The sequence below is a fragment of the Calothrix sp. 336/3 genome, from assembly GCF_000734895.2.
Lineage (GTDB): Bacteria > Cyanobacteriota > Cyanobacteriia > Cyanobacteriales > Nostocaceae > 336-3.
In genome coordinates, this window is record NZ_CP011382.1 from 4,565,727 (window position 1) to 4,582,336 (window position 16,610).

Annotated in this window: 6 protein-coding genes; all 6 read left to right on the forward strand. The window is 41.3% G+C overall.

The genetic code is table 11. From position 1 onward, the window contains the following. The first annotated feature begins 16 nt into the window (after positions 1-16). The 6 genes from IJ00_RS18990 (at position 17) to IJ00_RS19015 (ending at position 16,582) form a co-directional block, all read left to right on the forward strand. Entirely contained in the window at positions 17-5,533 is a 5,517-nt protein-coding gene (locus IJ00_RS18990; RefSeq protein WP_035155552.1) for a type I polyketide synthase, read from the forward strand. A 541-nt stretch (positions 5,534-6,074) separates the two neighbouring features. Beyond that, on the forward strand, positions 6,075-6,587 hold the full coding sequence (locus IJ00_RS18995; RefSeq protein ID WP_046814865.1) for a hypothetical protein: 513 nt from the start codon (positions 6,075-6,077) through the stop codon (positions 6,585-6,587). 61 nt (positions 6,588-6,648) lie between these two features. After that, positions 6,649-8,388, forward strand: coding sequence for an SDR family NAD(P)-dependent oxidoreductase (locus IJ00_RS19000; protein WP_035155555.1), 1,740 nt, complete (start codon positions 6,649-6,651; stop codon positions 8,386-8,388). 307 nt (positions 8,389-8,695) lie between these two features. Further along, positions 8,696-13,321, forward strand: coding sequence for a PfaB family protein (locus tag IJ00_RS19005; RefSeq protein ID WP_035155557.1), 4,626 nt, complete (start codon positions 8,696-8,698; stop codon positions 13,319-13,321). 61 nt (positions 13,322-13,382) lie between these two features. Then, entirely contained in the window at positions 13,383-15,053 is a 1,671-nt protein-coding gene (locus IJ00_RS19010) for a PfaD family polyunsaturated fatty acid/polyketide biosynthesis protein (RefSeq protein WP_035155561.1), read from the forward strand. A 2-nt stretch (positions 15,054-15,055) separates the two neighbouring features. Then, positions 15,056-16,582 (forward strand): thioester reductase domain-containing protein, encoded by a 1,527-nt coding sequence (locus tag IJ00_RS19015; protein ID WP_035155564.1) that lies wholly within the window; start codon positions 15,056-15,058, stop codon positions 16,580-16,582. The last annotated feature ends 28 nt before the right edge of the window (positions 16,583-16,610 follow it).

Genomic DNA, 16,610 nt, shown 5'->3' on the forward strand with positions numbered 1-16,610 from the left:
CTACTTCATATTCTCTATGTCTGCTCGTTCCATGGATGATGCTTTCACGCAATTGGAAGAACAGATCAACAATTGCGAACAAGCTGTATTTCGATTTATTGAGGTCAGAAAAAAGATGTCGGATAAGCCTATGTCAATCGAAAAGATTAACAGACAATTACAACATAATCCCATTGCCATTATTGGCATGGCATCTTTATTCCCCCAAGCAAGGAATCTGCGTGAATACTGGCAAAATATCGTTAAAAAATTAGATTGTATTACCGATGTGCCGGCAACGCACTGGAATATAGAAGAATATTATGATCCTAATCCTCGGACACCTGAGGAAAAAACCTATTGTAAACGGGGTGGATTTATCCCCCATGTGGATTTTAACCCCATGGAATTCGGTATTCCCCCCAATATCTTAGAAGTTACCGACACCTCCCAACTCCTGGGTTTAATTGTTGCCAAAGAAGCAATGGAAGACGCAGGTTATGGGATGTCGCGGCAGTTTAATCGAGAAACCGTCGGCGTAATTCTCGGTTCCGCAGCATTAAAATTAGGAATTCCCCTCTCATCCCGTTTGCAATATCCAGTTTGGGAAAAAGCTCTTAGAAGCAGTGGAATACCCGAAGAAGATATCGCTAAAATCATCAAAAAAATCAAATCTGCCTATGTGAAATGGGATGAAAATGCCTTTCCAGGGATGTTAGCTAATGTCATTTCTGGACGCATTGCCAACCGTTTAGATTTAGGTGGTACCAACTGTACCGTAGATGCTGCCTGTGCTAGTTCCTTTGCAGCCTTGAAAATGGCAATTAGTGAGCTAGTAGAGCATCGCAGCGATATGATGCTCACCGGGGGTGTGGATACAGATAACTCCATCACTGCCTATATTAGTTTCAGTAAAACTCCAGCAGTTACCCCTGGGGACAAACCCCGCCCCTTTGATGCTGCATCCGATGGCATGATGTTAGGGGAAGGAATTGGGATGTACGTTCTCAAGCGTCTCGCAGATGCGGAACGGGATGGAGATAAGGTTTATGCTGTGATTAAGGGGATGGGTACTTCCAGTGATGGACGCTACAAGAGTATCTATGCACCCCGTCAGGAAGGGCAAATCAAAGCCTTACAACGTGCTTACGAAGATGCGGGTTTTACCCCTGATACTGTCACCATGGTAGAAGCTCACGGTACGGGAACCATGGCAGGAGATCCGACAGAATTTGGTTCCCTGCGAGAGTTCTTTGGTGAGCATACCCAGAAGAAACAGTATGTTGCCCTAGGTACGGTAAAATCCCAAATTGGTCATACCAAAGCCGCAGCCGGAGCCGCTAGTTTAATTAAAACAGCTTTGGCGCTCCACCATAAGGTATTACCACCGACAATTAATATCACCCAACCGAACCCGAAACTGAATATCAAGAATTCCGCTTTCTATTTGAATACTGAACCTCGTCCCTGGATTAGAGCAGAGGGAGAAGCACCCAGAAGAGCTGGTGTAAGTTCCTTTGGTTTTGGCGGTACTAACTATCACGTCGTGTTAGAAGAATATCAACCCGAACAAAAACAAGCATACCGGATGCACATCACCCCGGCAGAGGTAATATTATCTGCTGCCACTCCCGCAGATTTGCTGGGAATTTGTGAGCAGATGTTGGCAAAGTTGCAATCTCCATTGGGGGAAAAGCAGTACCAAGAATTGCGTCAAGTTGAGAAAATTCCCCAAAACCATGCTCGCTTAGGTTTTGTTGCCGAATCTCTCCCTGAGGCGGTGAAACTCTTGACGGTTGCCCTGGATGTGCTGAAAAATCGTATTTCTGCCCCTAGTTGGGAACATCCCCAAGGAATTTACTATCGTGCCTCCGGGTTAGCCTTGGATGGTAAAATGGTGGCATTATTCTCTGGACAGGGTTCCCAGTATCTAGATATGGGACGGGAATTGGTGATGAACTTCCCTGAGATGCGGCGTTTTTATGGTCACATGGATAGTCTGCTACTCAAGGATAATTTAAAACCCTTGTCAGAGGTTGTCTTCCCCCATCCAGTGTTTGAAGAGTCAGAACGCAACGCCCAAGTAGCAGCTTTGCAACGCACAGAATATGCCCAACCTGCCATCGGAATGTTGAGTGCGGGGATGTATAAAATCTTCCAGGAAGCGGGATTAAAGGCAGATTTTGTCAGTGGACATAGTTTTGGTGAATTGACCGCTCTGTGGGCATCAGGAGCGCTGACAGATAGTGATTACTGCTATTTGGTGAAGGCACGGGGACAGGCAATGGCTGCACCAGAAGACCCCAATTATGATACAGGGGCAATGTTGGCAGTCAAGGAAGAATTGAGTCGAGTGGAAGGGGTGTTGCGAGGATTCCCCAGGGTAACGATCGCCAATTATAATTCCCCCCGTCAATTCGTCTTAGCAGGACCCAGGGAAGAAATTAACAAATTGCGCCAAGTCTTGCATGAACAGGGCTGCACGGCGGTTTTACTCCCTGTGGCAGCAGCATTCCACACTCCCCTGATTGCCTTTGCTCAGAAATCCTTTGCGATCGCCATCAAGAGTGTACATTTCCAGAAACCTCACACCCCCGTGTATACCAATGTTACGGGGAAAGAGTACGGTAATGAATCGGCAATAATTCAGAAAACCCTGGAAACCCACCTGGCAAATTCTGTACTGTTTAAACAGCAGATTGAAAATATCTATGGTGCTGGTGGTTACTGCTTTGTGGAATTTGGTCCCCGGAATATCTTGACGAACTTGGTGAAGGAAATTCTCGGCGATCGCCCCCACATTGCCATTGCTCTCAATCCTGTTGCTCAGAAAAATAGCGATCGTTCTTTGCGGGAAGCAGCAGTACAGTTACGGGTTGCTGGTGTATCTCTGCAAAACCTTGACCCCTACGAGTTACCCAATGTCACACCGCAAACTGAGAAGGGTAAGGGTTTGAATGTACCTATCAATGGCATGAATTATGTCTCTGATAAAACCAAGATGTCTTTCCAAGAATCTTTGCAGGATGGACATCAGGTAAATTTACCTCCAAGGGAATCCCTGGTTATGAATAACATTGTCACACCATCACCCGCAGTTGTGCAAAGCAACGGACATGGTAAGGGTGATCAAGGAAAGTTGCTTGTCCAGAAGGTTACGGAGGATGTAACCGCGAAGATTGCACCAAGGGAGAATCAGGTTCTACCAAGTGTAGCGAGTGTCAGTTCTGCTGCTGTTCCTGCAAAGAGTCAAGGGAAAATGTCTTCTAATTCTGAAAAACCGGATAAACTCGTTAACTACCAACAGGTTTTGGAAAGTTTAGAGTATGTGTTGACCCAGTTTCAACAAAATCAAAGGGAAAATTTACAAGTTCATAGCACTTATCTGAATCATCAGGTAGAATACGCCAAGACTTTCTACCAATTGATGCAGCAACAAAATTCCCTGCTAGCTAATAGTAAAACTTCTCCAGATGTGGCACAGTTGAAGTCTGTGATTTTGGAAAGTTTAGACCGGAGTATGATGCAGTTCCATGCTCAACAGGGTGATACCTTGCGGGTGCATGAACAGTATCTCCAAGATCAGGTAGAACATACCAAGAATTTCTTCCAATTACTTCAGCAAGAGTACGCGCAAATCATTGCTGAGAAGGGAATTGCTCAACCGACAATTTCCACTTCTGCAACTGCTCCAGTCAGTGAAAAATCTCCTCCTTCCTTGAAGGAACTTTTCCTGAATCAGCAATCTGTAGATAATAAGCAAGCACCAATATCTGAAGCAGTATCCGAGCCAATTGTTGAATCTGTTGTTAAACCAGTAGTTGAACAAGTTGCTCCACCTATCCCTCAACCAGTAGTTGAACCAGTTCCTCAACCAGTAGTTGAACCAGTAGTTGCAAAGGTTGAACCAGTTCCTCAACCAGTAGTTGAACCAGTAATTGCAAAGGTTGAACCAGTTCCTCAACCAGTAGTTGAACCAGTAGTTGCAAAGGTTGAACCAGCTCCTCAACCAGTAGTTGAACCAGTAATTGCAAAAGTTGAACCAGTAATTCAACCAGTAGTTGCACCTCTAGCAGTTCCCCAAACTTCTCAAAATACGGTTGATTTATCCCATCTCAGTGATACCCTACTAGCAATTACCAGTGAAAAGACTGGCTATCCCATCGAGATGTTAGAACTCGACATGGATATGGAAGCGGATTTAGGTATCGACTCCATCAAACGGGTAGAAATTATGGGTGCATTGCAGGAAAAATACCCTGACTTACCCAAACCTAGCAATGTTGAGGAACTTGGAGAATTACGGACGATCGCGCAAATTGTTGAGTATCTGCAAAAGTTAGCCAGTTTTGCACCAACAAGCGCTCCAGTCATTGCTGACACCATTCCCGAAGTCATTCCCGAACCCTTCCCACCTGTTGCTATTACCATTCCCGACACCCTAATTCCAGCAATTCCCCCCATCGTTCCCGAACCTACACCAATAGTCACAAATGCGGAAGCGCCAAGCTCCACCCCTAATGTAGACTTAAGTCATTTAGCAGATACTTTACTTGCTATCACCAGTGACAAAACTGGATATCCCATCGAGATGTTAGAACTCGACATGGATATGGAAGCAGATTTAGGTATCGATTCCATCAAACGGGTAGAAATTATGGGTGCGTTACAGGAAAAATACCCTGACTTACCCAAACCCAGCAATATAGAAGAGCTTGGGGAACTGCGAACCATCAGACAAATAGTAGACTATCTCCAGCGACTCGCTGGGGAGGAAAAAAAAAAGCCTGAGTCTGAGTTTGTAACCCCTGCTACCCTACCCCAAACAGACATCCAGAGACGACCAGCAGAGCTTCAGTTTCTCCCTCCCCCGGATTTTTGGGAATTTTCCCTCCCAGAGGGTTACATCGCTCTCATCACCGATGACGGCAGTTTCACGACTACCAAGCTTGCGGAACTTATGCAAAAACGGGGATGGAAAGTAGTTGTTCTCAACTTCCCCCCATCCCTAGTTCCCAGCAAGTCACCCCTACCCGTCGGTGTTTCCCGTGTCACCCTGGAAGATATGAGTGAGACGCACCTGCAAGGAAAATTAGAGGCGATCGCTACTCAATACGGTAAAGTCGGGACATTTATCCACCTCCACCCCGTATTCCCTGTAGATACCAAGGGTGAAGTCACCTACTACCCCCAAGAGAAGGCGATCGTTAAACAAGTATTTTTCCTGGCAAAACACCTGAAAAAAGACCTCAATGCAGCAGCTAGTGTTGGACATAGTAATTTCTGTACTGTTGCTCATTTAGATGGTTGTTTCGGATTAGGGAAAATGACTAAATATGGAGCAATTGGTGCTGGACTATTCGGCTTAACTAAAACCCTAATTTGGGAGTGGATGAAAGTATCTTGTCGGGCAATTGATATCAGTCCTGACATCGCACTAGAAGACGCAGCTAAACACATTTTCGCCGAAATCCATGACCCTAATCGCTACCTCACAGAAGTAGCCTATGGTTCCCAAGGTAGAGTCACTTTAATTAGTGTTCCCGACTGTTAAAAAGTCTCCTGAGAAACCTCTCTCTTGTCAGGTATTCTACCCCCTAGATGCAAGTATAATTTCCCTGATAAATGGGGAGAATACTCCCTCCTCTTACCTAGGGGAGGGCTGGGGAGGGGTCATTTTATATCTCATCTGAGAAAAGCTTGATTAGGCATTTATACATTTAGATATTTGTAGAAGATGGAGATTTTTTCCTACAGTTGCAGTCAGAATTAAAATGAGTGAATTGGTTTTATAGAGTCTTCCGCAACATCACATTTCTCAAACACGCTCTAATTTAATTGACCCAATTCAAGTTTAAATTCAATAGTGATAATATCTTGCTTTTTAGGAAATTAGCATATAGTCTCTTCACTAATTCTCATACTAATGAGATTGTTACTTCGTCGCCTCAACTAATTCTTGTTCTCAAACCGAATAAATCAATATATTACAGCCTATTTTTTCTATATTTTTCTCTCCCAATCTGCTGTAAATCCTTTTCTTAATAACCAAAAAATACCATAGCTCGCCTATCTCCTCCCACACCAATAAATATATGGCAAAAAGTTCAAATATTACCTACATTGGGCGCGTTATAGACCATGAGAAGCAAGCACCAATTAGTAGAGCTAAGGTCATACTTAACTATGCAGACAATACTTTCATTACCTATACAGACTTGGAAGGAATTTATAAATTTATTATTCCTAGTAACACTAAAAATACCATAGGAGAAATCAAAATAGAAGCACCAAGTTATAAAACATTCTATGCCAAAGTACAACTATCACCCCATAGTAAAGACTTTGGTGATATGCGGCTAGGTGCGCCCAATAGTTCTAATTCGTATAGTGGGAATAATTTCCAAGACTCTAATAACTATAGTTCCTATAGACGTGGGAACCAAGAGCAAATTCCTCTGCCCATGATTCTGGCAATTATGATGCTCATCTTTGTGATATTTGCCCTGATTATTAAACCATCTCCCCAAAATACCCCTGTTTACAGACGCAACAATACATCAACCATCTTCTTACCGATTTTATCTAAGTATTCCTTGCTCTCCTAATTAATTCCAATTCTGCTCCTTGCCATCAATACCTATCTCTGCTCTAGATTTCTGAAAAAATATGACTACAAAAACAGCAATTACTCCCGCATCTGTATTGGTTGTTAGTGGTGGCGCTAAAGGCATCACAGCAAAATGTACAATTAAATTAGCCCAGCAATATCCTTGTAAGTTTATTCTTTTAGGACGCTCCAAATTTAGCACCGATGAGCCAGAATTTGCTCGCAACTGTGACGATGAAGCTGCCTTAAAAAAAAGAATCATGGAATATCTCCAAGCCACCGGAGAAAAACCCACACCCATGAGTGTCAAAGCGATTTATAATCAAATATCTTCCAGCCGAGAAATTCAAGCAACCTTGACTGCAATTCATCAAGCTGGAGGACAGGCAGAATATTTAAACGCGGATGTGACAAATCTCCAAGAATTGCAACAAAAACTGACCCAGGCTACAGCAAAACTAGGGCGAATTACTGGTATAATTCATGGAGCAGGAAACCTCGCTGATAAATTAATTGAAAAGAAGACAGAAGAAGATTTTGAGAAAGTTTATACAGCGAAAGTTCAGGGTTTAGAAAATCTACTTAATTGTATTCCTCCCCATCAATTAGAGCATTTAATTCTTTTTTCTTCAGTAACAGGATTTTACGGTAATATAGGACAAGCAGATTACGCGATCGCCAACGAAATTCTTAACAAATCAGCCCATCTCTTTAAGCAGCAGCATCCCCACTGTCATGTTGTGGCAATTAACTGGGGTGGTTGGGATAGCGGGATGGTGACACCACAGTTAAAAAAAGAATTTGCTCGTCGCGGAATTGACATTATTCCTGTAGAATCAGGAACTCAAATGTTAGTTAATGAGGTTCATCCTACTTACCATGATACCACCCAAGTAGTTATCGGTAGTCCCTTAAAACTTCCACCCCTTCCCCCAGAAACTGAATTAAAAAATTACCGCATTCGTCGAAAATTAACCCTAGAAAATAATCCCTTCTTATTCGACCATGTGATTGCCGGTAATCCCGTTTTACCTGCTACCTGCGCAGTTTCCTGGATGTCCGATGTCTGTGAAAAACTCTATCCTGGATATAAAGCATTCAGTTCTACAGATTTTCGTATTCTCAAAGGTATAACCTTTAATGAGACTCTGGCTCCAGAATATATTTTAGATATTCAAGAAGTAGCCATAAATGTTGATAATTACGAATTAGATTTATCCTGTAAAATCTGGAGTCAAACACCTGAAGGTAAGACAGTATATCACTTCAGTACCCAAATTAAACTCCTGAAAGATATTCCCCCAGCACCGATTTATCCACGTCTAAATCTTACCCCCGATAATATTATTACTAAAACGGGTAAAGAACTTTATCAAACTAGTGACGATGCACTTTTTCACGGTGCCGCATTTCAACAGATTCGTCGCGTGATTAATATCACACCAGAAAAGATTACCACTGAATGCATCTGGGAAGGAATCGACAAGAAAATTCAAGGGCAATATCCCACATTTTGGGTAAATGGTTTTACAACAGATTTAAGCACCCATGGTTTATGGATTTGGTTAAATCATTTCCATCAAGAAATTTGTTTACCAGGGCAATCTAGTAAATATGAACAATTTGCCAGAACCCCCATCAACACACCCTTTTATGTATCCTGTGAAGTCACACAAAAAACTCCGGCAACTGCTGCTGCTGACTTCTATGTCCACGATGAAAAGGGCAAAATTTACTCCCAATTCATTGGAACTAAAGGCATAATTATTCCCACCAAAATGATGAAAGCTAAGAAATAGTGATTTCTCAGATAGCACCAATATCTGATAGCAATTTCTAAAATCATTTCAATACCCAGTCAACCTGTAAGGGTTTAGCAGTGTTAAACCCCTACTCCACAATCTGTAACTTGTTTATCATATTGCTAGTACAGTGCAGCATAAATAAACCATTCACAATCAGCGCAACATTTACCACTGTAGTACTAGTATGAATTTGCGGTTAGATTCATCAAAATCCCCACGGAACAACCGCAAACAACACCCATAACTTACTCCGAGAAAAGCAGCATAAATTTGACATCCCATCTATTCAACTGAGGAAACTGTGGAAAAAATAGCGATTATCGGATTTGGTTGCCTTTTCCCCGATGCAAAAAACCCTGAAGAATTTTGGCATAATCTCATTCAACAAAAAGATTCAACATCTGATATTTCTATTGAAGAAACTGGTGTAGAACCCGGAATATTTTATGATGCGACTAAAGGAAAAGTAGATAAAATCTATTCCTTAAAAGGTGCATTTATCCGTAACTTTAAATTTGACCCCACGGGGTATAAATTACCTCCCCAGTTTTTAGAAACCTTGGATAACACCTTTAAATGGTCACTTTATGTTGCCAAACAAGCATTACAACATAGTGGCTATTTAGATAAAGAATCTGTTTTAGAGCGTTGTGGTGTAATTCTTGGTAGTCTTTCCCTACCGACAAAATATTCTAACCAAGTATTTGCTCCAATTTATCAACAAATACTTTCTCCCGCAGTTCAAGAATTACTGCAACAGGATTTTCAATTACCAGGATTACCCATCTCCACGGATGCAGCAAATCATAATGGGATGATATCGGGTTTACCCGCAGCTATTATCGCCCAAGCACTATCATTATCTAGTACCCATTTGTGTATTGATGCTGCTTGCTCCTCTCCCCAATATTCGATTCGGTTAGCATCTCATTACCTGTGGACACACAAAACTGATTTGATGTTAGCAGGTGGTATTAGTTGTGCGGATCCCTTATTTATTCGGATGTTATTTTCCGGAATTCAAGGATATCCCGAAAATGATATTAGTCGTCCCCTAGATAAATTTTCCCGAGGAATGTTGACTGCGGAAGGTGTGGGGATGGTGGTGCTGAAGCGCTATAGTGATGCGATACGGGATGGCGATCGCGTCTATGCAACTATCTGTGGTAACGGACTTTCCAATGATGGTAAGGGTAAACACCTCCTCAGTCCCAATTCTAAGGGACAAACCCTCGCTTTTGAACGTGCGTACCAAGAAGCACAAATTAACCCCAAAGATATAGATTATCTAGAATGTCACGCTACGGGAACCTTGCTCGGTGATACTACAGAATTTCAATCAGTAGAAAGCTTTTTTGGTAAGTACCAAGCTACCCCTTTCTTAGGTTCTGTGAAATCAAATGTGGGACATTTATTAACTGCTGCTGGTTCAGTAAGTTTAATCAAAGTTCTGTTGAGTATGTCCCGTGGAGTTATCCCAGCAACTATTAATATCACAGAACCGATGGGAGCAGAAAATAGTGTTATTTCTCCCCAAAGAATCGTCACTAGTACTACCAATTGGGCAAAAAATTCCTCTGTCAAACGTGCTGCAATTAGTGCTTTTGGATTAGGAGGAACTAACGCTCATATTGTCCTCGAACAAAGAAAAGAACCCGAAGTAATTATTCACTCAGAGCCTCTAGAAACTGCCAAGATTGCAATTGTGGGCATGGATGCCTTTTTTGGTGAATGTGATGGTTTAGATGCTTTTGAACGCAGTATATATGAGGGAAAACAGCATTTCATTCCTCTTCCAGAAAAGCGATGGCATGGAGTTGAGCAGGATACAAATTTACTGAAAAACTATGGTTTTGTTGATGGTAAAGCCCCTCTAGGAGCTTATATTCAAGATTTTACCATTGATACTATCAGCAGTAAAATTCCTCCCAATGAAGTCGAAAAATTAAATCCTCAGCAACTACTATTACTAAAAGTTGCAGAGCGTGCTTTGAAAGATGCGGGAATTAAATCTGGAACAAATGTAGCTGTAATTATTGCCGCAGAAACGGAATTTTCTGTACATCAATTACAGCAAAGATGGGATTTATCTTGGCAAGTTAAGGAAGGATTAAAAGCTGAGAATATTAGTCTACCAGTAGATAAAACTACCCAGTTAGAAACGATTCTTCAGGATGCTGTACATCAGCCAGTAGATAGCAGTGAATTTGTTAGCTATATTTCTAATATTATGGCAAGTCGAATTTCTGCACTCTGGGATTTTACTGCCCCTGCATTCACAATCACGGCGGGAGAAAATTCGGCTTTTAAAGCTATAGAAATAGCTCAACATCTCTTGACGACAGGGGAAGCAGAAGCAGTTTTAGTTGGAGCAATTGACCTAGCTGGCAGTTTGGAAAATGTGGTTTTACGCCAGCAATTTGCGCCGATAAATACAGGAATTAACACCTTAAGTTATGACCAAAAAGCTAATGGTTGGACTGTTGGTGAAGGTGCAGGGGCAATTGTAGTCAAATTGCATGAAGCTGCAAAGAAACAGCAAGAGAAAATATATGCTGTAGTTGATGGTATGAGTTTTGTACAAAAGTATAATTCTCAGTTAGACAAAGCAGATATATCGGCTGTTCATCAAGTATCACAGCAAGCTTTAACGATGGCAGGAGTAAAAGCTTCTGAAGTGAATTATTTAGAAGTTTTTGCTAGTGGGATTATCCCCAAAGATGCCGCAGAAATTCAAGGTTTAATCCGGGCTTATCCAGGGAATGAAAATGGTTTAAGCTGCGCTATTGGCAGTGTTAAATCTAATATCGGTCATACTTACGTTGCATCAGGTATGGCTAGTTTAATTAAGACAGCATTGTGTCTATATTACAGGTATATTCCTGCCACTCCTCAATGGACAGGAGTCAAGAATAAAGCAGATTTCATGGGTAGTTGTTTTTATGTTGCCTCGGAATCTCGCCCCTGGTTTTTAGATAAGAATGCTGCGAAGAGAATTGCAGCAGTTAATAGTATGGGAATAGATGGTAACTATGCTCATCTAATTATGTCCGAAGCGGGGGAAGAGAGAGAAGTAAATAATCGATTTTTACAACAAACTCCCTTCTATTTATTCCCAATTAATGGCACCGATCGCCAGGATATTATCTCCCAACTGAGTCAATTAGAAACCCACATCCAAAATGGAGTTGATTTAGCTACAGCTGCTAGTTCAACTTTCCAGAAGTTCCAGGAAAAATCTTCCGGGAATTATACCTTGGCAATTCTGGCACATAACCAAAAAGAAATTCTCCGGGAAATTACATCTGCTCACAAAGGGATTAATCAAGCTCTCGATACAGGAGAAGATTGGCAAACACCCCTTGGTAGTTTCTTTACTGCCAAACCCCTAGGGAAAACTGGAGAAGTTGCCTATATTTATCCCGCAGCAGTTAACTCATACACCGGAATTTCTCGAAATTTATATCGGTTATTTCCCAAAATTCATGACGACATTGCTGTCAAAACCCTAAGGCATTTTGTCGCTGATATTTCCCGTCTAGTTTTTCCCCGAAGTCTGAATAAACTCTCATCCCGACAATTAGAAACCCTAGAGCAATTATTCCTCGATGATTCCCTAGCAATCTTCGATGTTGATATGCTCTACACCAGGTTTATCACCCAAGTCATGCGTGATGAATTACAAGTTAAACCGAAATTTGCCTTCGGTTACAGTTTGGGTGAAACTAGCATGATGTCAGCTATGGGAGTTTGGGATAACTTTACCCAAGGAATTATTACCTTGCATGAGTCTCCCTTATTTGCTGATAGATTGTCAGGGAAAAAACAATCAGTGAGAGAATTTTGGCAAATGTCCAACTCTCAGGATAATAATTTCTGGGCTAACTATGTTTTAATGGCAACACCGCAGCAGGTGAGAGAATGCTTAAAACAGGAAACTAAGGTTTATCTTACCCAGATTAATACACCGGAAGAAGTGGTAATTGCCGGGGAACCATCCGCTTGTGAACGAGTAATTAATACCATCGGTTGTAACGCTCTACGCGCACCCTTCGATCATGTCATTCATTGCCCAGCGATGCAATCAGAATACGGAGAAATTGCCAGGGTAAATACCTTACCTATGCAAAAAAATCTTCCTCCTGTGACGATTTATTCTGCGGCAAATTATGCACCTGTACAATTAGAAAGTACGGCGATCGCCACTCATATCGCTCAGGGTTTATGTCAACAATTAGACTTTCCTCGCTTAGTTAACCAAGTCTATAACGCAGGAGCGAGAATCTTTATCGAAACAGGTGCAGGTAATATTTGTTCTCGATGGATAGACAAAATCCTCACTGATAAAGAGCATATCACCATACCCCTAAATCGCCGTGGTTTAGATGATCATAGCGGTATTATGAAAGCAGTAGCCAAACTTGTGAGTCACCAAGTTAATCTCAACCTATCGCTACTCTACCCACCCGTTACAGAAACTCAGCCAAAATCAAAATTTAGCCTCAAAAAAGTCACCCTCGGTGGTAATAGTTTCACGGAAAAAATTCTCACCCCAGAGAATAAGCAACTCTTCCACAATACCTCACAGAAAATCCTCCCCCCTATCTCTAATTTTCCTACTGCACCTCAACCGGAAATAAAATTGCCACCAATATTCACTACTTCCCCCACAGAAATTATGGCATCAGATATCATTGATCACAACTTAGAGCCAGAAAAAGAAGTAGAATTAATTTCAGCTACATCTGCAAAACTTAGCAATCATTCAGATATTCCAACTACCCACTACGAATATCTCAATCATAATAATACGACTCTACACAAAACCCACCTCAAATTCCTCAAAACCAGACAAGAGTCTAGTCAACAAATGAGTGAAATTATGCAATTGCAATTAGCTTGTGTAGAAAAACTACTCAGTCAATAATTGTATCGATTCCCCATTACCTATTTCCTCGCTTCATCTCTCACTCCAAGGAAACACGAACGTGAAAACTATCGATGCAGTACTAAGTAATCAACATAATGGACTTAGTTTATCTGCCCCATCCTTCACATTTTATCAAACCTGGAAAGGGTCTTTAGATTGTGTCTCTTTTGCACCAGAAACAATTAAAGAAAAATTACTCAACCTCACTCAACCTTGCTATGTCATCCAAGTGAATGGCAAAATCGGTGTCACCAATGAAGGATATTTGTCTCCTAGTGAGCATAATCCCCACAGTCAAATTGATTTGTTGATGGCACTTCCTCCCGTACAATTACAACAATTAGGTGATACCAATTTCCTTTCTTTTCATAATGTTAAATATGCCTATTTAACGGGAGCAATGGCTGGGGGAATCGCCTCAGAAGATATGGTAATTGCCCTAGGTAAAGAACGTATTCTCAGTTCTTTTGGTGCAGGTGGTTTACCCCCAGAACGTCTAGAAGCAGCCATCCAAAAAATTCAACAAGCATTACCTCTAGGTCCCTACGCTTTCAACTTAATTCATAGTCCTAATGAGCCAGCAATTGAACGTCGTGCCGTTGATTTATATTTAAAGTATGGCGTTCGTACCATCGAAGCTTCGGCATTTTTGGATTTAACCCTCAATATAGTTTACTATCGAGCCGCAGGATTAAGTATTAACTCTGCCAATGAGATAGAAATTAAAAATAAAATCATTGCTAAAATTTCCCGTCGGGAAGTTGCAACTAAATTCATGCAACCTGCACCAACAAAAATGTTGCAAGAATTAGTTAGCCAAGGGTTAATAACTGAACTGCAAGCTAATTTAGCTGCCACAATACCCCTAGCTGATGATATCACCGTTGAAGCTGATTCTGGTGGTCATACTGATAACCGTCCCCTAGTTTGTTTACTCCCTTCAATCATTGCTTTGCGGGATGAGATTCAAGCTAAATATCAATATGCTAAACCGATTAGAATTGGTGCTGCTGGAGGAATTGCTACCCCAGAATCTGTCCTTGCTGCTTTCATGATGGGTGCTGCTTATATTGTTACTGGTTCTATTAACCAATCTTGTGTGGAATCGGGAAGTTGTGATCACACAAAACAACTGCTTGCTCAAGCGGAAATGGCAGATGTGATGATGGCACCTGCTGCGGATATGTTTGAAATGGGAGTGAAACTACAGGTTCTCAAACGAGGAACTATGTTTCCCCTTCGCGCTCAAAAACTATACGAAATATACAGAAACTATAACTCTATTGACGAAATTCCGATTGCGGAAAAAGAAAAGTTAGAAAAGCAAGTTTTTCGCAAAACCTTAGGGGAAATTTGGGAAGAAACAGCCACCTATCTTTCACAAAAAAATCCGGAAAAATTGGGAAAAGCTGTAAACAATCCCAAGCTAAAAATGGCATTGATTTTCCGATGGTATCTTGGTTTATCTTCTCGTTGGTCTAACACTGGTGAAACCAGCCGACAAGTAGATTACCAAATTTGGTGTGGTCCTGCCATGGGTAGCTTTAACGATTGGGTACGAGGCTCCTATTTAGCAGAAGCAAATAATCGTCGGGTTGTGGATATTGCTAATCATTTAATGATAGGGACAGCATTTTTATACCGCATCCAAAGCCTGAGAATTCAAGGGCTACAACTTTCTGATTACTACACTCAATATTATCCTACTCGCTCTACATTGCAGGTGTAAAGATGGTGAATCCCAAACAATCCTATACAGCAGCAGAAATCCAAGATTGGTTAGTAAAAAATCTGGCTGCAACTTTAAAAGTATCCGCAGAAGAAATCGATATTGAACAACCCTTAGAGGGTTACGGTTTGGATTCTACCCAAGCAATGGTAATCGTGACAAAAACTGAGAAAATGTTGGGTTTTGAAGTTTCACCAACTTTACTCTGGCACTATCCCACGATTGCGACTTTATCCCAAAGATTAGCAGAAGAATCGGAAGAATTAGACACAGAAATTGCCGATTCTGTTGTGAGTAAACGTAGTAAAAATACTGTGGTTACTCCTGCGACATTAGATTTAGCAGCAGAAGCTGTACTTGACCCTAGTATTACTCCTCCATCGAGTTATTTTGCTTTTACAGATGCACCCAGTAATGTCTTTTTGACAGGGGGAACGGGATTTTTAGGTGCATTTATCATGCGGGAATTACTGCAACAAACTGAGGCAGATATTTACTGCTTAGTACGTGCAGAAAATCCGGAAGCAGGGAAAGTCAAACTACAGCGAAATTTAGAAACCTATGGCATTTGGGATGAAGAATATAGCCCACGCATCATTCCGGTAATTGGCGATTTATCTCAGCCATTACTAGGGATTAGTCAAGAAGGTTTTCAAATGTTGGCTGCAAATTTAGATAGTATCTATCATAGTGCGGCAACATTGAATTATGTCTATCCCTATTCGGCACTAAAAACTCCTAATGTTCTGGGTACTCAAGAAGTATTACGCTTGGCAGCTGCGATGCGGGTTAAACCAGTGCATTATGTTTCCAGTGTGGCAGTATTTGAGTCACCTTACTATGCTGGTAAAGTGGTGAAGGAAGATGATGGATTTGAGCATTGGCAAGGTATTTTTCTGGGTTATTCCCAAACAAAATGGGTATCAGAAAAGCTTGTAACAATTGCCCGCGATCGCGGTATCCCTGTCACCATCCATCGCCCTCCATTAATTGCTGGTGATAGCACTACAGGTGTATGTAATACCGACGACTTTATCAACTTGGCAATTAAGGGTTGTTTACAGATGGGATGTTTCCCTGATGTTGACTATATGCTGGATGCTTCACCCGTTGATTACGTCAGTAAGGCAATTGTTCATCTGTCTCTACAAAAATCATCTATCGGCAAAGCATTCCACCTCCAGCATCCGGAACCTGTACATTTTCACAAGTTATTTGAATGGATGCAATCCTTCGGTTATCCAATTCAAATTGTTTCCTACCCTGAATGGCAATCTCTATTAATTAATAAATTATCGAGTGCCGAAAATCCTCTCTATACTTTGCGACCTTTCCTGTTAGAAAGATGGTCTGATGAACAATTAACAATTCCTGATTTATATTTGCAATCTCGCAGACCAATTATTAGTTGCGAAGAGACTGTAAAAGCTTTAGCAGGTAGTGATATTGTTTGTCCACCAATGGATGGGAATTTGTTTATGACCTATTCTGCATTCTTGTTGCAAAACGGCTTTCTTACCGTTTCTTAGGATATCTACCTTGTATAGATTCCCCAAA

Bases quoted from the DNA above. Each gene is read 5' to 3' on its own strand.
- IJ00_RS18990 (WP_035155552.1), top strand. From the start codon at position 17: ATGTCTGCTCGTTCCATGGATGATGCTTTCACGCAATTGGAAGAACAG.
- IJ00_RS18995 (WP_046814865.1), top strand. From the start codon at position 6,075: ATGGCAAAAAGTTCAAATATTACCTACATTGGGCGCGTTATAGACCAT.
- IJ00_RS19000 (WP_035155555.1), top strand. From the start codon at position 6,649: ATGACTACAAAAACAGCAATTACTCCCGCATCTGTATTGGTTGTTAGT.
- IJ00_RS19015 (WP_035155564.1), top strand. From the start codon at position 15,056: ATGGTGAATCCCAAACAATCCTATACAGCAGCAGAAATCCAAGATTGG.